The organism is Paenibacillus elgii NBRC 100335 (assembly GCF_004000865.1).
Taxonomy (GTDB): domain Bacteria; phylum Bacillota; class Bacilli; order Paenibacillales; family NBRC-103111; genus Paenibacillus_G; species Paenibacillus_G elgii.
On the sequence record NZ_BIMB01000003.1, the window covers coordinates 84052 to 105650 of the forward strand.

Genomic DNA, 21599 nt, shown 5'->3' on the forward strand with positions numbered 1-21599 from the left:
TATTACTGGAACGAAAATGCGCGTCAGGACGATTAGGGGAGAGGCAGGAGAAAGGATATGAACACAACATCATCTTTGCTGCGCGGTCGCGATTTGATATCGCCGGCCATAGCCGCTTTAATATCCGTCATTGTCAACTACGGGGGCACCTTTATTCTCGTGTTTCAGGCAGCAAAAGTCGCGGGTTTAAGTCCCGAAATGACCGCTTCATGGATTTGGTCGATCTCCATTGGAGTGGGTGTGACCGGGGTATGGCTAAGTTTTCGATACCGGGAACCGATTATTACAGCTTGGTCAACACCAGGCGTGGCTTTTCTCGTTTCGGCATTAGCGGTAACCCCTTATCCGGAAGCCATTGGTGCTTATATGATCTCTGCAGCAGGATTTGTTGTTTTAGGATTATCGGGCATGTTTGAACGTTTCGTCCGGCTTATTCCTCCAGGCATCGCTTCCGGATTGCTAGCAGGCATTTTACTGCAGTTTGGCATTTCAGCCTTTGGAGGAGCGAAAGTTGACCCATTGCTTGTCGTTGTACTGTTTGCCGCTTATGTCGTGCTAAGACGGTTTACATCCCGTTATGCGATTGTTGGCATACTGGCAATCGGATTGATTTATTTGATTTGTATGGGGAAAGCGGATTTCAGTACGATCCAATTGGCTATTGCATCACCGGTATTTGTCGTTCCGGAGTTTTCATTACATGCTTTATTGGGCATTGCCTTACCGTTGTTTATTATTACCTTGACGGGACAATACATGCCTGGAATGCTCGTATTGCGGAATGACGGGTTCAAGACGAGCGCGAATCCGATTTTGGCCATAACGGGTTTGGGTTCGCTTCTTGCAGCACCATTCGGCTCGCATGCTTTTAATGTAGCAGCCATTACAGCAGCGATTTGCACAGGAAAAGACGCGCATGAGGATTCGGCAAAACGGTATATTGCAGGCATTGCCTGTGGCATGTTCTACATTGTTGTCGGCATTTTTGGCGTGACGTTGGCTGCTCTGTTTTTAATTCTTCCCGCTACCTTTATCGCAACGTTAGCGGGATTGGCATTGCTTGGCACAATTGGCGGAAGTCTTGCCAACGCTTTAACAGATCCCAAGGGACGTGAGACCGCATTGATTACGTTTTTAGCAACGGCCGCGAATGTAACTTTGCTTGGCGTCGGCGGCGCATTCTGGGGACTTGTTGCGGGTTTGGCAGCGCATTTATTGATTCATGGGAAATTTCGGCGTGAAAAATGGAATACAGGTAACACGAATGGACTGTAAGAAAGAGCAAATTCTGGCGGGGATGCTTGTATTATAAAAGCATCCCCGTCAGACGTTTAATGCCTTCTTCTATAGCGGATTCATCTACTTTCGCAAAACCCAGTACCCATCCTTTTCGATCGCTTTCCAAACAATACTTGCTTAGCGGATAAACGCGGATTCCTTTTTCGATCGCAAAGTTCGTCACAGCTTCTTCGTCAAATGATGGTTTTGCTTCAAGAAGCATGTGCAAACCCGTTTCTACGCCGCTTAGCGTGAAGTGTTCGTTCAGACCTGTCGTGATGATGGCCTTCGTCATGGCTTCGTGTCTGCGCCGATATACATTTCGAACTCGTCTCATATGGCGCATGAAATGACCATGCTCGATAAAATGAGTGAGCGTTAATTGCTCCATAATCGGAAGATGACGATAGGTTAATTCATGGACTCGAGCGAGCTGACGAATGGCCTCTTTGGGACCAACGATTGCCGATATTCGAATACCAGGAGCGACCATTTTGGAAAAACTCATCATATACAACGTATTCTGAGGCCGCTGACTGAACAAGGTTGGAAGCGGGTCACCGCGATATCGAAATTCGCTGTCGTAATCATCCTCAACGATCCAGAACCGCTGCCCGGAAGCCATGTGCAACAATTGTTGCCTGCGAGTTTCCGACATAATAACGCCAACCGCACACTGATGCGATGGCGTAACATACACAAGTTTGGACTGAGGGTGAATGCGGTCTACGCATAGCCCGTACTCGTCGACCGGGACGGGTACAACCTGCATACGCCGATATTTCATCGCCATCCAAGCAGCAGGGAAGCCGGGATCTTCAACCGAAACCGTTTCTCCTTCATGTAAAAGGGCTTGGGCGATCAAATCGATGCTATGTTGTGCGCCTGAGGTTAACAGGATTTGATCTACGCTCACATGAACGCCTCGTTCAAGTGACAAATAACGTTGAATCTGTTCTCGCAGCGGCAGGAACCCATAGACGTCTCCGTAAGCCCAACTGTCCAGGTCTGTTTCTGTGGAGGCCTGTAAAAATGATTGTCTCCAATTTTTTTGAAAATATTTGTCCAAATAAGGCTCATGGGGACTAAAATCGATTTCTATTGTTCTATTCTTTTTATCTCCGAACCAACTATGCAAATGGCCGATTGCAGCGTTCAATAATGGCAATTCGGGGGTGTCGGGTCCTTGCGGCGTAGCATCCTCAGAAGGACGAGTCGCATAGGTCCATTCGCTAACTCTTGTCCCGCCGCGACGAGAGGTTACGGTATACCCACGGCTGAATAACTCCTCGTAAACAATCTGTATGGTTGAACGGGAAACGCCAATCAATTGAGCGAGTTCACGGGACGGGAGCAGCAATTCGCCTGGCGGCCATTTTCCGGTTGTAATATTATGGATCGCTTGATCAAGAAGTTGCTGCCAGATGGGACGGTCGTCATCTCGATTTACTTTTAGCATTCATTCACCTTCAGTGCTGTTTCTACCGGAATTATGGATTGCTCAAATCACTGATTCATGAATAATAAGTAACAATCCACTGGTTGATATCCTATCATGACAATAGTTGCTTTTGCAATACGATACAATTAGACAAACGAATTTTGTACCCAATCAGGGAATCAGAGCAAGTTCAGCAAGAAACGGACACAGAATTTGAAACCAAACGGAGTGGGCTGGATACAATTTGAACCGGAAACGAAATATTTAGTCTTTTTGTGGGGCTCATTTTCGCAATCCGTAAGAAACGTTCGTGCGCATGGCGTGATAGGATTAAGGTGATAAATGCCTTGGCCAGAGGAGGAGATCGCCATGAACGTTATTGAGGATTGTTGCCGCGAATTGAAAAGGGAGGCCGGATCGACGCGGACGCTTCTCGAAAGGCTCCCAGAAGATAAATTCTCTTGGAGACCGCACCCGAAATCAATGTCTTTAGGACAGCTCGCCCTACACACTGCGGGAGTGCCCGGAGGGCTAGCTCTATTGCTGAACGAGGCGGTCAGCGAAGTTCGGGTCGTTCCACTGCCGGAGCCGACCACCCGGCAAGAATTGCTCGAAGCGCTGGAATGGAGCGTGTCTCTTGCCGAGAGCAAGCTTCGGGAATGGGGAGAAGACGGGCTAAGGGATACCTGGAAGCTCGTCAGCAAGGGGGAGACCGTCTTGGAAGCGCCCCGGATCGACATGGTGCGCACGCTAATGTTCAATCACATTTATCATCATCGGGGACAGTTGACGATTTATCTCCGACTGCTCGGAATACCGGTTCCAGGGATCTACGGTCCCAGCGCGGACGAACAATAACGGTGATTCAATGAATGACTCTAAATTAAATCAAAAAAGAACCTGAACAGTTTTCAGGTTCTTTTATATTGCACATAAACAAACATGATGATATAATCAGATCACGACTATTTACCATCATGTGGTCATAGTTATTTCATATTACACTTTAAGTGTACCATGCGGGTAAGCTCTTGTCAAATGTTTTTCTCATTTTAATGATTAGGAGAGATGTCGAATGAGTTCTTTGGTTCTCGGTTTTCAGGAAATGGAGAAAACACAGCTTCTGCTCGTTGGCGGAAAAGGGTTAAATTTAGGGGAATTATCAAAAATTGAAGGCATACAAGTACCAGAAGGATTTTGTGTTACAACCGTGGGATACCAAAAAGCCATCGAACAAAACGAAACGTATCATGCTTTGTTGGAGCAACTAGCCACGCTAAAAGTAGAGGATCGAGATCAAATTGGCGAAATCAGCAGGAAGATTCGACAAATCATTATGGAAGTAGAAATTCCTTCCGATGTTGCGAAAGCAGTTACTCACTATCTCTCCCAGTTTGGCGAGGAACATGCTTATGCAGTGCGTTCTAGTGCGACTGCCGAAGATTTACCACATGCCTCTTTTGCTGGTCAACAAGACACCTATTTAAATATCATCGGCAGAGAAGCGATCTTGCAGCATATCAGCAAATGTTGGGCTTCCCTATTTACGGATCGCGCGGTAATCTACCGTATGCAAAATGGATTCGACCACGGTCAAGTTTATTTATCCGTTGTCGTTCAAAGGATGGTTTTCCCACAGGCTTCGGGGATAATGTTTACCGCTGATCCAATTACCTCCAACCGAAAGCTGCTATCCATCGATGCCGGTTTTGGACTTGGAGAAGCACTGGTCTCCGGCTTGGTATCTGCGGATTGTTATAAAGTACAGGAAGGGGAAATCGTCGATAAGAGGATAGCAACCAAAAAATTGGCTATCTATGGACGGAAAGAAGGCGGAACAGAGACACAGCAGATCGATCCTGATCAGCAAAAGACTCAAGCACTTACTGAACAACAAATTTTACAATTGGCACGCATCGGAAGACAGATCGAAGCTTATTTTGGCTGCCCACAAGATATCGAATGGTGTTTGGTCGATGATACATTTTATATTGTCCAGAGCCGGCCAATCACGACTTTATACCCGATCCCTGAGGCGAATGATCAAGAAAATCACGTTTATGTATCCGTCGGTCACCAACAAATGATGACCGATCCCATGAAACCATTGGGATTGTCTTTTTACCTGTTGCTAACTCCCGCGCCCATGCGTAAAGCCGGCGGAAGGTTGTTTGTTGATGTTTCACTTATGCTGGCTTCACCTTCCGGCAGGGAAACTTTAATAAATGTCCTGGGAAAAAACGATCCGCTCATAAAAGATGCATTGACGACCGTCATAGAGCGGGGAGATTTTATAAAATCGATACCGGATGATAAGAAAGAACAGAGTTACGGTAAAAGCAATCAAGGTCCGGCGCCTGCGAATTATCAAACACTAAACGATTACGATCCGACAATCGTTTCTGATTTGATTAAGCGAAGTGAATCATCGATCGAAGAGTTAAAACATAAGATCCAAACGAAATCAGGAGCGGATCTATTTGATTTTATCTTGGAAGATATCCAGGAATTAAGGAACAGGAAGAGCATATCTGATCCACAAAGCTTTGGTGTGATTATGACTGCTATGAATGCTTCATCATGGATCAATGAAAAAATGATGGAGTGGTTGGGTGAAAAAAACGCAGCAGATACGCTGTCTCAATCTGTACCAAACAATATCACTTCGGAAATGGGTCTGGCTCTAATGGATGTCGCAGATGTGATACGTCCTTATCCGGAAGTCATTAATTATTTACAACATGTAAAAGATGATCACTTTTTAGATGAACTGGTTAAATTTAATGGCGGACAGGAAACCCAAGACGCGATCTGTGCTTATCTCAACAAATACGGAATGCGATGCGCCGGAGAAATCGATATTACCAGAACCCGTTGGAGCGAAAAACCAATTACACTTGTCCCCATGATTCTTAGTAATATCAAAAACTTTGAGCCTAATGCCGGAAAGCGGAAATTTGAGCAAGGGCGACAGGAAGCTTTAAAAAAAGAACAAGAGTTATTAGATCGATTGAAGCAGTTGCCGGATGGCGAACAAAAAGCCAAAGAGACAAAACGAATGATCGACCTAGTCCGGAATCTCATTGGATATCGGGAATATCCGAAATATGGATATATCAATCGCTACTTCGTTTATAAGAAGGCTTTACTGAAAGAAGCCGAACAACTCGTACAAGCGGGCGTTGTTCGTGAAAAAGAAGATATCTATTACCTCACTTTTGAAGAGCTTCACGAAGCCGTACGCACCAATAAATTGGATTACAAGATCATCGGCAAACGAAAAGACGAGTACAAGCTATATGAAAAACTAACTCCGCCCCGTGTGATCACGTCTGATGGTGAAATCATTGCAGGCAAGTACAAACGAGAAAATCTTCCAGCTGAAGCTATTGTAGGTCTAGCTGTTTCTTCCGGAGTGATCGAGGGGCGAGCACGTGTCATCTTAACTATGGAAGATGCCGATCTGGAAGATGGAGATATATTAGTCACCTCCTTTACTGACCCTAGCTGGACACCATTGTTTGTATCGATAAAAGGGCTAGTCACCGAAGTTGGTGGACTGATGACCCATGGAGCAGTTATCGCACGTGAATATGGCTTGCCGGCAGTCGTCGGAGTGGAGAATGCTACTAAGCTGATCAAAGACGGACAACGAATTCGGGTGAATGGAACAGAAGGGTATATCGAAATATTGTAAGCAGCAATCCAAGTCCTGGAACTTTTCCAGGTGCTTCCGTACACAGATTATAAAAAGCGAAACGGCTCTGTGGCACCGCGCAGGGCCGTTTTGAAAGTCGCAAGGCGCATACTTGATTTAACAGAAGAAGGTATGTTAAGATCGTGCTGACACTTAACGATTGGAGTTGAAGAGGATAATGTAATATTTCTTGCCACTTTTTAAGGAATAAAGCAGCATATGTTTTATTCTTTATTGGCAAGAAGGTTACCTTATTCTTTTCACTCAAAAAATATATCCTTTTCGTACCCTGCACCGGGTTGGATGTGCCGTATTTTTTGAGCTACAAGAAAGGTAACTTTCTTGTAGCTCTTTTTTATTTTGGCAAAGGAGGTTGCCGACACATGTCAGCATTCTCCGAACATCCTGTTTGCGGAGCATGATAGCGAGCTTTGCAAGCATAACCATTTCTAGGAGGTTGAAAGCGATGAAGATTGAGGTTGTAGATGATTATGTGAACCGGTTCCTGTTAGTCGAAGCGGTTCACACAAAAACAAATCGGTTGCCGGAGGTTTACCAATCTATCGACAGGTGCACGTAGCGATCCGTCTGCAAACATATGCGCTTTTTCTGTATAGTTGGTTAATGACGTGTCAAAGCGCCAACTGACGGTTGCTTTTTTACGTTTTCTCCGGCGGTAAGGAGAAGACATGAGACTAACCTCGAAATATGAAAAGATTCGGCAAATGTTGTCCGACTTCAAGCAGCCCGAGTATCGGTATGCTCAGATTATGAACGCGATTTTCAAGCAAAACGTCGGCGAATACGAACGGATGACCATACTGCCCAAATTTTTGCGCGACGAGTTGACCCGGATGCTTGGTCCGAACGTCTGCAGCATTGCTCCGGTAAAGGAACTCACGTCGAAACAGGTCAGCAAGGTGCTGTTTGCCATTGCAGGCGACGAACACGTGGAGGCCGTACGACTTACTTATGAACAGGGGTGGAAATCGTACTGTATTTCCACGCAGTGCGGTTGCGGATTCGGGTGCAGGTTTTGCGCCACCGGTACCATCGGCCTGAAACGAAATCTGACCGCCGACGAAATCACCGACCAATTGCTGCACTTTCGCTTGAACGGCCACGCCTTGGATAGCGTCTCATTCATGGGCATGGGGGAGGCGCTCGCCAATCCGCATATTTTTGACGCAATAACGATTTTGACCGACCCGCACCTCTTTGGGTTAGGACATCGACGAATTACGGTTTCCACCATCGGCCTGTTGCCGGGGATCGACAAGCTGACACGGGAGTTTCCGCAGGTCAATCTAACCTTCTCGCTGCATTCGCCGTTCGACGATCAGCGAAGCGAGCTGATGCCGATCAACGACCGATTCCCGGTCCGCGACGTACTGAATGCATTGGATCATCACATCCGGCATACAGGGAGAAAGGTGTATATTGCGTATATTCTTCTTCGAGGAGTCAACGACTCGACGGCGCATGCTGAAGCAGTGGCCGAGTTGTTGAGGGGAAGGGGACCTGGGGAGCATCTCTACCACGTTAACTTGATTCCATTCAATTCGACCGAAGTTACGCCAGGCAGCTATCGGCAATCTGATCCCGATCAGATTAAAGCGTTTGTTCGGATCTTGAAGTCAAAGGGGATCAGCATCACGGTCCGAACTCAATTCGGATCGGACATTAACGCAGCATGCGGCCAGCTATACCGTGCCGAATAATCGATATTGAAAGTTAAATTTGTTACGCCGGACGCAGCGAGTCTGCGACTGGAAAGAGAAACGGTTGCCTTGAAGAGGGTAGCCGTTTCTTTTCGCGTTCGAACATAGCTTTATGAAACTTGTTTAATCGTTGTTGAATTCTCAAGAAAAGATGGCGCCCAGCTCTTCTTTCATATTTTGGTGAAGGATAGGATTGGATGCTATAATCCCCGAAGTGCCCTACGTAAAGCTGTTTCCATGACGATCGGAAACAACTCCGCCGGCTTCTTGCACCAATAAAGCGCCCGCTATCCAATTGTAAATTTCATCTCTAAATTCATAATATCCATCCAGCCGTCCGCAGGCGGTATAGGCAAACTGAAGGGAGATAGACCGTATAATGAAGCTGAAAGAAAAGGCGATGCTATCATGCACATGTCGGCGCGTATTTTACATTTCCTTGACATTATGTTGACTTTTACAATAAATCGTAGTAGTATTTTGAAATACTTATAAATAGAGAAGGGAGGTAATCCATTGATTGATGAACTTCGCAAAATCGGTTTGTCGGATCTGGAGGCAAGATGTTATATGGTGCTTCACGAGGAGCCGAAAATATCCGGATATGAGGTAGCCAAAAAAGTTTCGGTTTCCCGCACAAATGTATATGCTGCACTTCGTTCATTGACCGACAAGGGCCTGTGCCGGGTGATCGAAACCGAACCGATTCTGTATGATGCCGTACCTATTGAGCAGGTTGTTCGATTGCTGCATACGGAATTTGAACAAACGACGAGATTGCTTCTGGAACAGCTGCACTCGCCCCCGCGTACTTCGCCGTCCTTCTATAGTTGGCAAGGGGACAAAGCGATTGAAACGGCGATTCGGCGTTTGTTATCGAATGCAGACAAAAGCATTATCGTCGATATTTGGTCTGAAGATATTCACTGGGTGGAAGAACCGTTGATAGAAGCGGAAAAGCGCGGCCTCGCCGTCACACTGATCTCGATCGGCGAATGCCATACGCGGCTGAAGAATGTTCTGGTACATAAAAGAAGCGACGATTGGAACAGCGCCGTTGCCAGAAAATTCTCCATCCTTTGCGATTCCCGTTCGACCCTGCTTGGCAGTTTTGGGCAAGGGCTGAGACCTACGGTCCTGGAAACCGACCATCCCTCGCTAGTTGAATTGTTGCAAAATACGTTCTATCACGACGTCGTTATGGAACAGATTGAGCGGGATTTCAGCAAGGAGCTGGCGGAAAAGTACGGGGACCATTACGAACGCATTATTGACTCCTATCGGAAATACTTGTGAAGGATGAGTATTTCCTTTTTTTTGATCGCATATTAGTAGTATTGTAGAATACATCTCGATTGATAGTCGTACAAAGAAAGGAAGCTTTCAAAAACGATTTCAAATAATTCAGCATCGGAAAAAACGATGGATCCAAAACGATGGTCATGGGTGCGCGTCTCGGGGACCGGCTGGGAAGAAAAAAGATGTTTATCGTAGGCAAGATTATTTTTATTCTTGGCTCGGCCTTATGCGGCTTTGCTTCCAGTGCAATCTTTCTTATTTTCTCGCGGATCATTCAAGGCATTATATGGGGGCTTGGATGGCGTTCCGTCTTTTTGATTTAAAGAACGAGCTTTTACCCTGGGGGTAAGTACGATATTAACTTTTCAAATGGGGAATACACCGGCTCTGTTCTTGTCTCGAGCGATCGGGGTCGAGTCAGACCCCAAACGGCTTGCAGCGGAGATAGATCAGCAACGTTTGACGATGGACAGTCCCGGCTAACCGGCTGTACCAGATATTAAAACGTACTACGGAAAAAGCTTATTCAGTTGCCCATATTGTGATGGATGGGAATTAAAGAAATTATTAGTAGCAACCAATGGTCAGGGAATGGGTCAAGTTCTTATCAAAACGAAATGACAAGAACGGCTGTGAGGGAATGTTAGTATATTCCAAACAGAAGTGAGAAATGAACATACACATTAATAAGGTATATGAGTAAAATGATGGAAAACGAAGGTGGAGCATTTAATAAACAATAACATAAAGGAGTGATCGTAGTGTCATTAAATGTAAAAGTCTAAGTCATCCGATTTAAAGAGGCGAAGTCTATTGAAAATATTTTTATGGAATCGCTTAAACGAAAGCGAAAACCATAATTAAGGGGAGGTAATTTATTCATGAGAACGAAGCTTTTCCACAAGTTTTTGGTCTTTTGTCTGGGTGTATTCTTCTTGTTAAGCGTTTGCTCAGTGTCTCCGGAACGTGTAAATGCGGCTTCTACGTCGTATGAGGCGGAAAACGGAACCATGAGCGGAACGGCGAACTCAGTTACTTGTACGGCTTGCTCCGGCGGTTTCAAGGTTGGGCATATTGGTGGCAGCTCGACGAATTATGTGACACAGAATGTCAATGTAATTAGAAACGGATCGTACAATATGGATATCTATTTCCTAGTAAATGGTACGCGAGACTTATACATCAGTGTCAACGGTGGAACAGGAACGCAAAAAAAGCTGAGTGGTTCAAGCTGGGGTACCCCTGTAAAAACTTCTGTAACGGTGCAGTTGAATGCCGGAAACAATACGATTAAATTTTACAATAATGCGGCGAATTCGCCGGATTTGGACCGTATTGTTATAACTGAAAGTACAGTTACGGCAGGCTGGACCGAGATACCTTGGGACACAAATTCTTATTATGTACAGAACAGGACAGGAGCGCCAATGTCCGAACGATTTTGGATCGTAAATGGTGTTTATACTACCCGGGTTTACGCAGGTGAGGAGCGGGTTGAGATGCGCTGGGATAATTGGACCGATCAAAACAAAGACAATATGTGGGAGGCCGACGTCATGTTCGAGCCTGGAACGGAAAAGACCGCCATTATGCAGATCAAGAGCAACACTGGCGGCGAACCGATCTATATTCAGGCAACGGCCGATGGCAACATTCGCAACAATGGCGATCCTACTAACATCGCGACAAACATGGCAGGCACTTGGTTTAATCTCAAATGTGCCTTTAATCCGGCAACTGGTGTAGCACGCATCTGGATCAACGATGTTTTGGTAAAAACTAGACAGTACAATACTACTGACCGTGCTTGGTACTTCAAGAACGGAACGTACAACAACGGAATTTCGAAGGGCAATTATTCGGAGGCGCACTTTAAGAACTTGCGAATGTATCGAAAGGACAATTAGGAATAACACACACCTGCATGAGCGGATTCTTGATTCAGAGAATTCGCTCATTTTCATGCAAAAGAGATGGAACAAGCTCGCAGCGGTTACACTTGAACATTGAAATTGGTTATAAAGAAAGTTCCCCTAGAATTCGATTGGCATTTTTCGGTAAAATGGAAAAAGCTGAAAGGAGTGATGTAGAGATATTATGAATTATAGCGAAGTTGTTAAAATCGGCGAGACATATTTACTTCCGTTAGTTTCAGAGTTGTACGGGTTGGAAGGTTATAAAACCAAGCGGGTTAAGGCACATGCCGGAGGACGTAATGTCGTTTATACCTGTGAGAAAGAGGGTGCCGACGCAAAAATAATCAGAATCGCCTTCTTAAACGACAGAAGCCGGGAAGATTTTCTGGGAGAAGTTGAGTATATTAGGTATTTATTCGAGCATGGAGGAAGTGTCTCGGATGTAATCAGCTCCCGGAAGGGGAATCTGCTGGAAGAGATCACTCATCATAATCATACCTTTTTTATCTGCCTGTTTAAAAAGGCCAAGGGAAAACTGTTTGTGGAAAATCATTATCGGTACCGGGAAGGAGCTCCAATTACTGAATATTATTATAATTGCGGTAAAGTCCTGGGGAAACTGCACCAAATATCGAAAGGGTACAGTCCTGCCCATCGCCGGTATAGTTTTTTTGACAAATATAATGCCGAATATATCGATAAACTGATACCCGACTCCTTATCTCTGCTTAAGGAGAAGCTGGGAGAACTCCTTGAAACCTTAAAAGGAATGGACACAAACCATGAGTCTTTCGGTATGATCCATTTTGATTACAATGATGGGAATTACATGATAGATTTTGAAACCGGGCAAATAACCGTTTATGATTTCGATAATTCTTGTTTCGGTTGGTATATGTTTGACTTGGCCAGTCTCTGGACAAATGGAATGGGCTGGATAGCAGCTGAACCAGATGCCGGTAAACGCAAAAAGTTTATGGATGATTATTTTAAAACAGCCCTCGAGGGGTACAGATCTGAGACCAGGATCGAAGATTCAATGCTAGAAAAATTGCCCTTATTTATCCAAGTAAACCTCATGGAAGGTATTGTAGATGCATTCGAGGTAATGCGGAACAACGGCGAAGAACCTGAGTGTGATGAGGAGTTGTCGTATCGCATAAAATGCCTGGAAGACGATATCCCGTATATGGGATTTTTCCATGAGATTTACTCATGTGAAGAACCCTTTGAGTATGAGAAACGAAATATTTAGTCTGATAAAGGGAAAGGAGCAATGAAGATATAGAAAAGAACGAAAACGGCATAATCTTTAGGATTGCGGCTACATATGACGTTTTTGCTTATCATAATAGAGTAACTGATCCAACGTTATATAAAAAAGAATCCTGCGTAGTGCGCAGGATTAAAGGAAACTATGCTTCAGCCAATTCGGGTCTTTTTACTTGTAGTGGAGGAGGAATTAACCAACCTTTTTCTTTGTTCATTCTTAATATTTTTAAACCTAAGGCAGTCTTTGTGGCATGGTACTTTGCGAATAAAGCTCCTATGTCTTCCCTAATTGACATGCCCATTATTTGACTACAAGCAACCAAGCCCATTGAATTATCTGCTGCAATCTTTGCAGCAATTTCTGGGTCAGAGAATCTCGCACCAGCGGGAATATCTTCGAGTTTTACTGAAGGTCTTTCTGGCATCGCAGGAGCAGGTGTAATGCCGTTATCTGTTAATAATGTATCACATTCTTTAATTTCCAGTTTAGCTTGATCAACAAGGTCGTCCAGAACTTTTTTTAGATCCTTATCGCCACAATGGTTTAAATATGCTTGATAGCACGAAACAGCGCCTTTTGCTGCTGTAGAGACCATCCATGCAGCATTGATTTCACCATAATGCATAGGTTCATCTTTTGGATTGCCGCTTAATATACCCACGTATACATCTCCTTTTAGTTTAGTTGCATTCAATGGTAATATGCCCAAAATTTAATATTTTATCGCATGCACGAAACGGCGATCTCGATTTCCTGCTGTAAGTGCCGTTTCACAGCCGGTATATGGAGACGATCAAGGTGAGCTGATCTACAGCTTGAAGCATAAGTCCATTCCGCTGTATTTTTCCTTAGATTCGCGGCGAGGAGATCGACAGCGCTTACTGGTGGCGCAACGTTTGGAAAACGCTAGGATGCATTTAAGCACATAAAAAAAGATCGCGAGATAGTTCGAGTCGGATAACGTTATATTAACTAAAATAAGAGGGAACACACACCGTGTTGTGCTCCCTTATTTAACATTATAAAATTTATAAATTTTCGGGGTGGGAGCAGGACTTCCACTCTGTTTTTGTTTTTGGTAAGGTAGAGGTATGGAGACGAACATTCTTGTTAATGCACCAACGGGTGGGAGGACAGGCCATGAACAAAAAAGAACAGGTCATAGTGGGGTTCAGGGACTTATTCAACAAGATGGTTTGGCTTAATAAGTTTAAGATGGAAGACCGTCTTAGGGGTTATAAGCCTTCCGAAGTACATTGCATCGAATACATTGAAAGAAATGTAGATTCCAACGTGACAAAACTTGCGGAGTCCCTATACATGACTACCGGTGCCATAAGTAAAATAACGAAGAAGCTCATAAAAAAAGGCGTTATCGAAAGCTACCAGAAGCCGGATAACAAGAAAGAAATTTATTTTAGGCTTACGGAGCAAGGAAAAGTAATTGATAAAATCCACGAGGAACTGCACAAAGAGTTTGAAGAGCGGGATAAAGCCGTATTTGAGCAGGTAACCGAAGAACAATTTGACAGTATGCTTAGCTTCATGGAAAAGTATAGCAGGCATTTGGATGCGGAAATAAAGAAGCAGGGTATAGATTTTAATTCGGAATAAATTTGAATAATGAAAATGAAACCACAGGCAGCCGGGCTCTATTGAGAACGAGCTGCATTTTTATGGCAATTATTTTGTTGCCAAGGAAGCAAAACCATGATACGATGATTTTGCTTCCTTGGAAGCTAAATCATCGATTTTGAGGGGAGAATCTAAGTGTTCGAATTTAGATCACACAATGAGCAGAATACAGAACAAGCCGTAGATAAAAAGGCGTTAATATTCGGTCTTATGTCTGTGTTTCTTTGCGGAATAGGCTTCAGTATCGTAGCACCTGTCGTCCCATTCTTAGTGCAGCCTTATATAAGCAATCCGGGAGATCAAGCCATCATTGTTACGCTGCTGACCTCTGTTTATGCAGTCTGCGTATTCTTTGCGGCCCCCGGACTTGGAGCTTTGAGCGACAGATATGGGCGTCGTCCATTACTCTTAGTATGCCTTTTGGGTTCCGCAATCGGCTACCTCGTTTTTGGCATGGGAGGAGCTCTATGGGTACTATTTGCTGGGCGCATAATCGAAGGTATTGCAGGGGGGAGCATAAGCACTCTCTTCGCATATTTTGCAGACATCACTCCTAGAGAACAACGCACCAAATACTTTGGGTGGGTGAGTGCGGTTGCAGGTGTAGGCTCCACCATTGGCCCAGCTCTAGGCGGGGTGATTGCCAAGTTTGGTTTTTCCGCACCTATGTATTTTGGTGCCATAATAACTTTATTAAATGTTGTTTATGGATTCTTTTTTATGTCTGAGAGCCTTGACAAGAACAATAGACTGAAAATGATTACCTTTGTAAGGCTGAATCCATTCACACAGCTTGTAAACGTACTTTCCATGAAAAACTTAAAAAGGCTGCTTATCTCAGCGTTCCTAATTTGGATACCCAACGGATCTTTACAAGCCGTTTTTTCACAATTTACAATAGATACTTTCAATTGGGCGCCTGCACTAATCGGGCTTATGTTTTCAATTATGGGCGTCCAAGACATCATTTCCCAAGGTTTCATCATGCCAAAGCTTTTGAAAAAACTCAGTGATGCACAGATCGCCATTCTTGGAATGGCTTCGGAGATTATAGGCTACGGTCTTATTGCGCTATCTGCTTTGTTCTCATTCTATCCTCTTCTTATCGCTGGAATGTTTATATTTGGTTTTGGTGATTCGATCTTCGGGCCTTCATTCAACGGGATGCTTTCCAAGTCTGTCGATTCTCGTGAACAAGGAAGGATTCAAGGAGGTAACCAATCTATTCAGGCTTTAGCAAGAATAATTGGGCCTATCCTTGGAGGTCAAATCTATGTATCCCTTGGTCATGCCGCACCCGCTTTTATGGGGATGATCCTTATAGCAGCGGCGATACCAGTTTTGTATAAGGGTACGCCTATGGAATGACAATGCAATAGAGCCATTTGCGGCAATTTCAGCGGCAAAATTCAAGAAGGCAATAAAGCGTATGTTGTCGAATAACTTATAAACTACATTGTAAGGAGCGACAATACAGTGACTTTGATTAAAACCTTTACCGAGGGTGACGAAATCATCGGATTTTATTTGCTGAAAAACGCCGTTATCAAGCAAACGAATTCAACACCTCCAAAAGATTATTTTGATTTTGTCTTGGCTGATACTAGTGGAGAGATTCCCGCGAAGCTTTGGGAGGTTTCTCCTGTCGATAAAGAGACATATTTCCCGATGATGCTCGTGAAAGTGCAGGGTCTTGTTCAAATGTATCGTGAAAAGCCCCAGATGAAGATAAACCGAATTCGGAAGGCAACGGAAGAGGATGGGTATACGCTAACGGATTTTATCAGATCAGCACCGATTCAGCCGGTAGATCTTATACATATGATCAAGCAAACTGCTGCAAGCATTCAGGACAGCGAAGTTAGAAGCGTGGTGGAGTTCTGTATCTGCAAGGTAGAAGAAAGGCTTATGCATTATCCGGCTGCTAAGGGAATGCATCACGCTTACTATGCGGGGCTTGCTTATCATATTTGTCGGATGCTGGAGCTCGGTGAATTTGTGGCAAAGCAGCGTCCTTTCCTTAATCTCGACCTAATCAAAGCCGGCATTATCTTGCACGACATAGCAAAACCTGAGGAGATGAACGCAGAGCTCGGGATTGTGACCGAGTATAGCTTTAAAGGGAAGTTGCTGGGGCATATTTCGTTAGCGGCAAACTGGATTATTGAAGCTGCTATTGCTTTAGGTTTAGATATCTCGAGTGAGAAAATCGTTATACTCCAACACTTGGTTCTTTCTCATCACAATCTCGGGGAATGGGGCAGCCCGGTGCAGCCGCAAATACCTGAGGCCGTAGCGCTGCATTATATCGATACGCTGGATGCAAAGCTTCAGGCTGTTGAGGATGCATTAGACTCGACGCCTGATTCGGAGGAATGGACGCAGCCACTTCGGATCATTGAGAATAAACCAATTTACCGGATGAGAAAATAAACGCAGACTGCGTTATTTGGAAAGCTGCCGATTCCCCAGGCAGCTTTTTCCGCGTTTCAAATACCTCGTGAAATAAACCATTGGATGTAGTACTAGTTGCTCCCGCTGAATAATAGTATTAAGAACAACTGCATGTTATTACACATGCGCTTACACCAATAGGGAATGGAACGCCTAGAGGAGGGTATTCATGAAACAGCAACGTAGGGGAAAAGGAACTAGGAAAAAAGGGCTGCATCTGCTAATGGGGTTCGCGCTAGCGGGACTCGTAGCGGGATGCGGAGGGACGCAAGGAGAGACGGGAAAGTCGGGCGATGCGGTAGCAGGGGACGTTATTAAAATCGGAGCCAACTTAGAGCTTTCCGGTTCGGTAGCTTCATACGGTCAGTCGATTGCCGAGGGTATCGATCTGGCTGTCGAAAACTTGAACAAAAGCGGCGGCATTAACGGTAAGAAATTGGCAGTCATCAAAGTGGACAATAAGTCGGATGCGGCTGAAGCAACCAATGCGGCGATCAAATTGACCAGCCAAGATAAGGTGGCAGCTATTATCGGCGCAGCCACTAGCGGCAATACGGTTGCGCAGACGCAAGTCGCAACCAATAACAAAACCGTGCTTCTGACGCCTACAGGCACCAGTCTGAATATCACTGCAAAAGCGGACGGGAGCGTCAACGATTATATGTTCCGGACCTGCTTTATCGATCCGTTTCAAGGTCGCGTTGCCGCCAACTTTGCGGCCGGCGAACTGAAGGTGAAGTCGGCGGCGATCTTCGCAGACAGCGCCAGTGAGTATGCGAAAGGGCTGGCGGCTTCTTTCAAAGAAACGTTCACGAAGGGCGGAGGGACGATCGTTGCCCAAGAAGCGTATGTCGCGAAGGACACCGATTTCCGCGCGACCTTGACTCGCATTAAATCGCTGAACCCGGATTCGATCTTTATCCCCGGCTATTATGAAGAAGTAGGCTTGATCGTGAAGCAAGCGCGCGAATTGGGAATTACCGTACCGCTTATCGGAGCTGACGGATGGGATTCTCCCAAATTATTGGATTTGGCTGGCGCCGCTGCTTTGAATAATACGTATATCGCCAATCATTATTCGTCCGAAGACCCGGATAAGATGATTCAGGATTTTGTCCAAGCGTTCAAAGGCAAGTACAGCGGCAAATCTCCGGACGGGTTTAGCGCCTTAGGCTACGACTCGGTCTATTTGTTGGCGGACGGCATCAAACGCGCGGGTTCGACCGACGGAAGCAAAATTAAGGACGCTTTAGCGCAAACGAAAGATTTGCTGTTGGTTACCGGCAAAATTACGGTCGATAAGCAGCACAATCCGATCAAGACGGCAACTGTGCTGGAGTATAAAGATGGGAAGCAAACGTTTAGAACGAAAGTGAATCCATAAAGCATTCGACAGGGCCGCGGGGGGACCTCCTCCCGTTGCGCTTTTTGAAGATCAATCCAATTCGAGTCTGAGCGGTTCGGAGGTTGAGTGTGATGGACTGGGCACAGCAAATTGTCAACGGCATTTCGCTCGGGAGCATTTATGCGTTAATTGCGCTGGGATACACGATGGTTTATGGCATTATCAAACTGATTAATTTCGCGCATGGCGATGTCTTCATGATTGGTGCGTTTGTTGGCTTTTATGCAATTAAGGGATGGGGCATGGGCATCGTCCCCGCTTTGCTGCTCTCGATGGTGGTGTGCGCAATTCTTGGCGTGGTGATTGAAAAGGTCGCCTACAAGCGGCTGCGGAACGCGACGAGAATCGCTGCGTTGATTACGGCAATCGGCGTATCACTTCTTATTGAATACGGCACGCTTTATCTTCGCGGCGCCCAACCCGAAGCTTACCCGAACGCATTCCCGAATCAGTTTTTTACTATTTTTGGCGCCTCGATCAGCAGCCAATCGCTGTATATTTTGCTGATTTCTATCGTCCTAATGGTCATTTTGCAATGGGTAGTGTATCGGACCCGAATTGGCAAGGCGATGCGCGCCGTATCTTATGACGCGGAAGCAGCACGTTTGATGGGCGTCCATGTAGACCGGACGATATCGGCTACTTTCGCCATCGGTTCTGCACTGGCAGGAGCAGCAGGCGTTATCTTCGGGATGTACTATACGAAAATAGAACCGTTGATGGGCGTCGTCCCCGGACTCAAAGCTTTCGTTGCCGCTGTTCTGGGCGGTATCGGCATTATTCCCGGTGCCGTCATCGGCGGCCTCGTGCTGGGAACGGTAGAAACGTTTGTAAGCGCTTTGGGCTATTCTCCGTGGAGGGATGCCGCAGCCTTTATTATTCTTATTTTGATCCTGATTTTCAGACCGTCTGGCGTGCTGGGGAAAAATATGCGAGAGAAAGTTTAGGTGACGCATAGTGATGAAAAATAAAGCAGCATTTTGGTTATTTCTCATTCTATCCGCAGTCACTTATGGCAGCGTTCAATTGCTGATCAGCGTGGAATGGTTAACCCCTTTTTATACGAATGCCTTGATTTTTATCGCGATCAATATAATCTTAGCCGTCAGCCTGCATCTGGTCATTGGGATAACGGGGCAGTTTTCTATCGGCCATGCCGGGTTTTTAGCTGTTGGCGCCTATGTCGCTGCTATGGCGACCATGAAATTTCATCTTCCGTTTCCTGTCGCATTGCTAGCCGGAGGAGCCGTGGCTGCATGTTCAGGCTTGCTGGTCGGCATACCGAGCTTGCGCCTGAAGGGCGATTATTTGGCGATTGCCACGCTGGGCTTCGGCGAGATTATTCGGGTCGTATTCATTAACATGGAATATGTCGGGGGCGCGGCCGGCATGCAGGTGGCGCATTTGACAACCTGGTCAACGACGTTTTTATGTCTCTTTATTACCATGCTGGTCATTATGAACTTTACGAATTCAACACATGGACGGGCATGCATATCGATCCGTGAAAATGAAATTGCCGCCGATGCGATGGGGATCAACACCACGTACTACAAAGTGGTCGCCTTTACGATCGGTTCTTTTTTCGCGGGAATTGCCGGCGGGCTGTATGCCCATAACTTTTATATGATTCAACCGACAAATTTCGGGTTCTTGAAGTCGTTTGACATCTTAATCTTTGTCGTTCTGGGAGGGCTAGGTAGTTTGTCGGGCGCCGTCTTGGCGGCGATATTGCTGACCATTGTGTCTACCTTCCTGCAAGGCTATCCGGAAACGCGAATGATTATTTACAGCGTCATCCTGATCGTTGTCATGCTGTATCGGCCGCAGGGATTGATGGGAACCACGGAAATAACCTCATACTTGCGCAAGTGGACGGCGATGAAACGGAGGGATGCGTATGGAAAATAACCCATTGCTCCACGTTCGCGGTGTCAGTATGCAATTTGGCGGGTTGAAAGCCGTCTCCGGTCTTCATATGGAAATCCGCAAAGGCGAGCTGGTAGGGCTTATCGGACCGAATGGGGCCGGAAAAACGACCAGTTTTAATTTGTTAACCGGTGTGTACGTACCGACAGAAGGAGAAATCTTACTTGAAGGAAAGCGGCTGAACGGTCTTGCTCCTTATCAGATTACCCGCATGGGCATTAGCCGGACTTTCCAAAATATTCGCCTTTTTAATGAGATTTCCGTATTGGACAACGTGAAAATCGCCTATCATTCCTTGGCCAAGCATTCGATGGTGAGCTCTATTTTGCGGCTTCCGTCCCATTTTGCAGGTGAGAAAGAAATGGAAGAGAAGGCGATTCAGTTTCTGCGGATGTTCCAATTGGAAACTTGCATGCATGAAACGGCTAAGAACTTGCCTTACGGACAACAGCGCCGTCTGGAAATCGTCAGGGCGTTGGCCGCCGGGCCCAAGTTACTCTTGCTGGACGAACCTGCGGCGGGCATGAATCAACAAGAGACGCACCAGCTCATGGAATTGATCGCGTTTATCCGTCATGAACTGGATTTGACGATCTTGTTGATTGAGCATGATATGAAGCTGGTCATGGGCATCTGCGAGCGGATTTACGTACTGGATCACGGACAGCTTATTGCACAAGGAACGCCGGAGGACATCCGCAACCATGTCAAGGTGATCGAGGCCTACTTGGGAGAGGAGGTAGCAAGTAACCATGTTGAACGTGGAGCAAATTGATGTGTACTACGGGCATATTCAAGCTCTGAAAGGGGTCACGCTGGATGTTCGTCATGGAGAAATTGTTACCTTGATTGGAGCCAACGGGGCAGGCAAAAGTACGCTTTTGAAAACGATTTCCGGTCTGCTAAAGCCTAACCGGGGTTCCATCCATTATACCGGCGTTTCGATGAACGGGAAGACGGCGCAAGATATTGTCAAAGCGGGAATTTCCCATGTGCCGGAAGGCCGCCGTGTGTTTGCGAATATGTCCGTGCTGGAAAATTTGGAATTGGGTGCCTTCGTCAGAAGAGATACCATTGGGATTCGGCATGATTTGCAAAAAGTATTCGAGCTCTTCCCGCGTCTGCATGAGCGTCGCAAGCAGCTATCCGGGACGCTGTCCGGAGGTGAACAGCAAATGTTAGCTATGGGACGGGCACTGATGGCGCGCCCCAAGCTCCTGCTGCTTGACGAGCCTTCCATGGGGCTTGCGCCGCTGCTTGTGAAAACGATTTTTACCATTATCGAAGAAATCAATCGCAACGGCACGACTGTTCTGCTGGTGGAACAAAATGCCCATCTGGCGTTATCCATTGCCACCCGCGTTTATGTCATTGAAACAGGCAGCGTCGTCCTTTCCGGCACGCCGGAGGAGTTAGCCTCCAGTGAGCAGGTCAAGATGGCTTATCTTGGCAGTTAGCTGTTGCTGTCGTTGGATGGCCATATTCGGTGGGACTTGGCCAATGCCGTCGTAGGCATCTTGCGAGCAGCCGTCTGCGGAGAGGACCTTGTTC

19 protein-coding genes are annotated in these 21599 nt (G+C 45.9%); 16 read left to right on the plus strand and 3 right to left on the minus strand.

Annotated elements, in window-relative coordinates; genetic code table 11:
• Nucleotides 1-57 precede the first annotated feature (57 nt).
• Nucleotides 58-1275 (plus strand): benzoate/H(+) symporter BenE family transporter, encoded by a 1218-nt coding sequence (locus tag PEL01S_RS03295; RefSeq protein ID WP_164824236.1) that lies wholly within the window; start codon nucleotides 58-60, stop codon nucleotides 1273-1275.
• Nucleotides 1276-1306: 31 nt separating this feature from the next.
• Here PEL01S_RS03295 and pdxR read toward each other — a convergent pair whose 3' ends face one another.
• Entirely contained in the window at nucleotides 1307-2737 is a 1431-nt protein-coding gene (gene pdxR / locus PEL01S_RS03300; protein ID WP_127459259.1) for a MocR-like pyridoxine biosynthesis transcription factor PdxR, read from the minus strand.
• A 351-nt stretch (nucleotides 2738-3088) separates the two neighbouring features.
• Here pdxR and PEL01S_RS03305 point away from each other — a divergent pair, with 351 nt between their 5' ends.
• From PEL01S_RS03305 to PEL01S_RS03315, 3 genes are all read left to right on the plus strand, one after another.
• On the plus strand, nucleotides 3089-3577 hold the full coding sequence (locus tag PEL01S_RS03305) for a DinB family protein (RefSeq protein WP_127459260.1): 489 nt from the start codon (nucleotides 3089-3091) through the stop codon (nucleotides 3575-3577).
• 217 nt (nucleotides 3578-3794) lie between these two features.
• Complete coding sequence (gene ppsA / locus PEL01S_RS03310) at nucleotides 3795-6416, plus strand: phosphoenolpyruvate synthase (protein ID WP_127459261.1); 2622 nt, start codon at nucleotides 3795-3797, stop codon at nucleotides 6414-6416.
• 689 nt (nucleotides 6417-7105) lie between these two features.
• The gene (locus PEL01S_RS03315) at nucleotides 7106-8137 is read left to right on the plus strand and encodes a Cfr family 23S rRNA (adenine(2503)-C(8))-methyltransferase (protein WP_127459262.1); all 1032 of its coding nucleotides are present in this window, start codon (nucleotides 7106-7108) and stop codon (nucleotides 8135-8137) included.
• 219 nt (nucleotides 8138-8356) lie between these two features.
• Here the strand turns inward: PEL01S_RS03315 and PEL01S_RS03320 are convergent, their stop codons facing one another.
• Entirely contained in the window at nucleotides 8357-8551 is a 195-nt protein-coding gene (locus PEL01S_RS03320) for an inositol monophosphatase family protein (protein WP_127459263.1), read from the minus strand.
• Nucleotides 8552-8653: 102 nt separating this feature from the next.
• Here PEL01S_RS03320 and PEL01S_RS03325 point away from each other — a divergent pair, with 102 nt between their 5' ends.
• From PEL01S_RS03325 to PEL01S_RS03340, 4 genes are all read left to right on the plus strand, one after another.
• Complete coding sequence (locus tag PEL01S_RS03325) at nucleotides 8654-9433, plus strand: TrmB family transcriptional regulator (protein WP_127459264.1); 780 nt, start codon at nucleotides 8654-8656, stop codon at nucleotides 9431-9433.
• Between the two features lie 146 nt (nucleotides 9434-9579).
• Nucleotides 9580-9759: an MFS transporter gene (locus PEL01S_RS35640; RefSeq protein WP_371860675.1), complete on the plus strand. Its 180-nt coding sequence runs from the start codon at nucleotides 9580-9582 to the stop codon at nucleotides 9757-9759.
• 558 nt (nucleotides 9760-10317) lie between these two features.
• The gene (locus PEL01S_RS03335; protein WP_127459266.1) at nucleotides 10318-11343 is read left to right on the plus strand and encodes a CBM35 domain-containing protein; all 1026 of its coding nucleotides are present in this window, start codon (nucleotides 10318-10320) and stop codon (nucleotides 11341-11343) included.
• A gap of 190 nt (nucleotides 11344-11533) precedes the next feature.
• Nucleotides 11534-12607, plus strand: a complete 1074-nt coding sequence (locus tag PEL01S_RS03340; RefSeq protein WP_174806892.1) for a phosphotransferase enzyme family protein — start codon at nucleotides 11534-11536, stop codon at nucleotides 12605-12607.
• A 160-nt stretch (nucleotides 12608-12767) separates the two neighbouring features.
• Here the strand turns inward: PEL01S_RS03340 and PEL01S_RS03345 are convergent, their stop codons facing one another.
• Complete coding sequence (locus tag PEL01S_RS03345; protein WP_127459267.1) at nucleotides 12768-13286, minus strand: DUF3231 family protein; 519 nt, start codon at nucleotides 13284-13286, stop codon at nucleotides 12768-12770.
• 479 nt (nucleotides 13287-13765) lie between these two features.
• Between PEL01S_RS03345 and PEL01S_RS03350 the strand changes: the two genes are divergently transcribed.
• The 8 genes from PEL01S_RS03350 (at nucleotide 13766) to PEL01S_RS03385 (ending at nucleotide 21505) form a co-directional block, all read left to right on the plus strand.
• Nucleotides 13766-14239 carry a MarR family transcriptional regulator gene (locus PEL01S_RS03350; RefSeq protein ID WP_127459268.1) on the plus strand — a complete coding sequence of 158 codons (474 nt, stop codon included), beginning with the start codon at nucleotides 13766-13768 and terminating at the stop codon, nucleotides 14237-14239.
• Nucleotides 14240-14395: 156 nt separating this feature from the next.
• A complete protein-coding gene (locus PEL01S_RS03355; RefSeq protein WP_127459269.1) occupies nucleotides 14396-15628 on the plus strand; it encodes an MFS transporter in 1233 nt (410 codons plus the stop codon).
• A gap of 108 nt (nucleotides 15629-15736) precedes the next feature.
• Nucleotides 15737-16693: a 3'-5' exoribonuclease YhaM family protein gene (locus tag PEL01S_RS03360; RefSeq protein WP_127459270.1), complete on the plus strand. Its 957-nt coding sequence runs from the start codon at nucleotides 15737-15739 to the stop codon at nucleotides 16691-16693.
• 244 nt (nucleotides 16694-16937) lie between these two features.
• A complete protein-coding gene (locus PEL01S_RS03365; protein ID WP_108533471.1) occupies nucleotides 16938-18098 on the plus strand; it encodes an ABC transporter substrate-binding protein in 1161 nt (386 codons plus the stop codon).
• A gap of 92 nt (nucleotides 18099-18190) precedes the next feature.
• Nucleotides 18191-19066 carry a branched-chain amino acid ABC transporter permease gene (locus PEL01S_RS03370; protein WP_127459348.1) on the plus strand — a complete coding sequence of 292 codons (876 nt, stop codon included), beginning with the start codon at nucleotides 18191-18193 and terminating at the stop codon, nucleotides 19064-19066.
• Between the two features lie 13 nt (nucleotides 19067-19079).
• Nucleotides 19080-20030: a branched-chain amino acid ABC transporter permease gene (locus tag PEL01S_RS03375; protein WP_063183601.1), complete on the plus strand. Its 951-nt coding sequence runs from the start codon at nucleotides 19080-19082 to the stop codon at nucleotides 20028-20030.
• Nucleotides 20020-20823: an ABC transporter ATP-binding protein gene (locus PEL01S_RS03380; RefSeq protein ID WP_127459272.1), complete on the plus strand. Its 804-nt coding sequence runs from the start codon at nucleotides 20020-20022 to the stop codon at nucleotides 20821-20823. The genes PEL01S_RS03375 and PEL01S_RS03380 overlap by 11 nt, the downstream gene beginning before the upstream one ends.
• On the plus strand, nucleotides 20801-21505 hold the full coding sequence (locus tag PEL01S_RS03385) for an ABC transporter ATP-binding protein (RefSeq protein WP_127459273.1): 705 nt from the start codon (nucleotides 20801-20803) through the stop codon (nucleotides 21503-21505). The genes PEL01S_RS03380 and PEL01S_RS03385 overlap by 23 nt, the downstream gene beginning before the upstream one ends.
• Nucleotides 21506-21599: the final 94 nt, after the last annotated feature.

Bases quoted from the DNA above. Each gene is read 5' to 3' on its own strand.
- PEL01S_RS03295 (WP_164824236.1), top strand. From the start codon at position 58: ATGAACACAACATCATCTTTGCTGCGCGGTCGCGATTTGATATCGCCG.
- pdxR (WP_127459259.1), bottom strand. From the start codon at position 2,737: ATGCTAAAAGTAAATCGAGATGACGACCGTCCCATCTGGCAGCAACTT.
- PEL01S_RS03305 (WP_127459260.1), top strand. From the start codon at position 3,089: ATGAACGTTATTGAGGATTGTTGCCGCGAATTGAAAAGGGAGGCCGGA.
- ppsA (WP_127459261.1), top strand. From the start codon at position 3,795: ATGAGTTCTTTGGTTCTCGGTTTTCAGGAAATGGAGAAAACACAGCTT.
- PEL01S_RS03315 (WP_127459262.1), top strand. From the start codon at position 7,106: ATGAGACTAACCTCGAAATATGAAAAGATTCGGCAAATGTTGTCCGAC.
- PEL01S_RS35640 (WP_371860675.1), top strand. From the start codon at position 9,580: ATGGGTGCGCGTCTCGGGGACCGGCTGGGAAGAAAAAAGATGTTTATC.
- PEL01S_RS03335 (WP_127459266.1), top strand. From the start codon at position 10,318: ATGAGAACGAAGCTTTTCCACAAGTTTTTGGTCTTTTGTCTGGGTGTA.
- PEL01S_RS03340 (WP_174806892.1), top strand. From the start codon at position 11,534: ATGAATTATAGCGAAGTTGTTAAAATCGGCGAGACATATTTACTTCCG.
- PEL01S_RS03350 (WP_127459268.1), top strand. From the start codon at position 13,766: ATGAACAAAAAAGAACAGGTCATAGTGGGGTTCAGGGACTTATTCAAC.
- PEL01S_RS03365 (WP_108533471.1), top strand. From the start codon at position 16,938: ATGGGGTTCGCGCTAGCGGGACTCGTAGCGGGATGCGGAGGGACGCAA.
- PEL01S_RS03370 (WP_127459348.1), top strand. From the start codon at position 18,191: ATGGACTGGGCACAGCAAATTGTCAACGGCATTTCGCTCGGGAGCATT.
- PEL01S_RS03375 (WP_063183601.1), top strand. From the start codon at position 19,080: ATGAAAAATAAAGCAGCATTTTGGTTATTTCTCATTCTATCCGCAGTC.
- PEL01S_RS03380 (WP_127459272.1), top strand. From the start codon at position 20,020: ATGGAAAATAACCCATTGCTCCACGTTCGCGGTGTCAGTATGCAATTT.
- PEL01S_RS03385 (WP_127459273.1), top strand. From the start codon at position 20,801: ATGTTGAACGTGGAGCAAATTGATGTGTACTACGGGCATATTCAAGCT.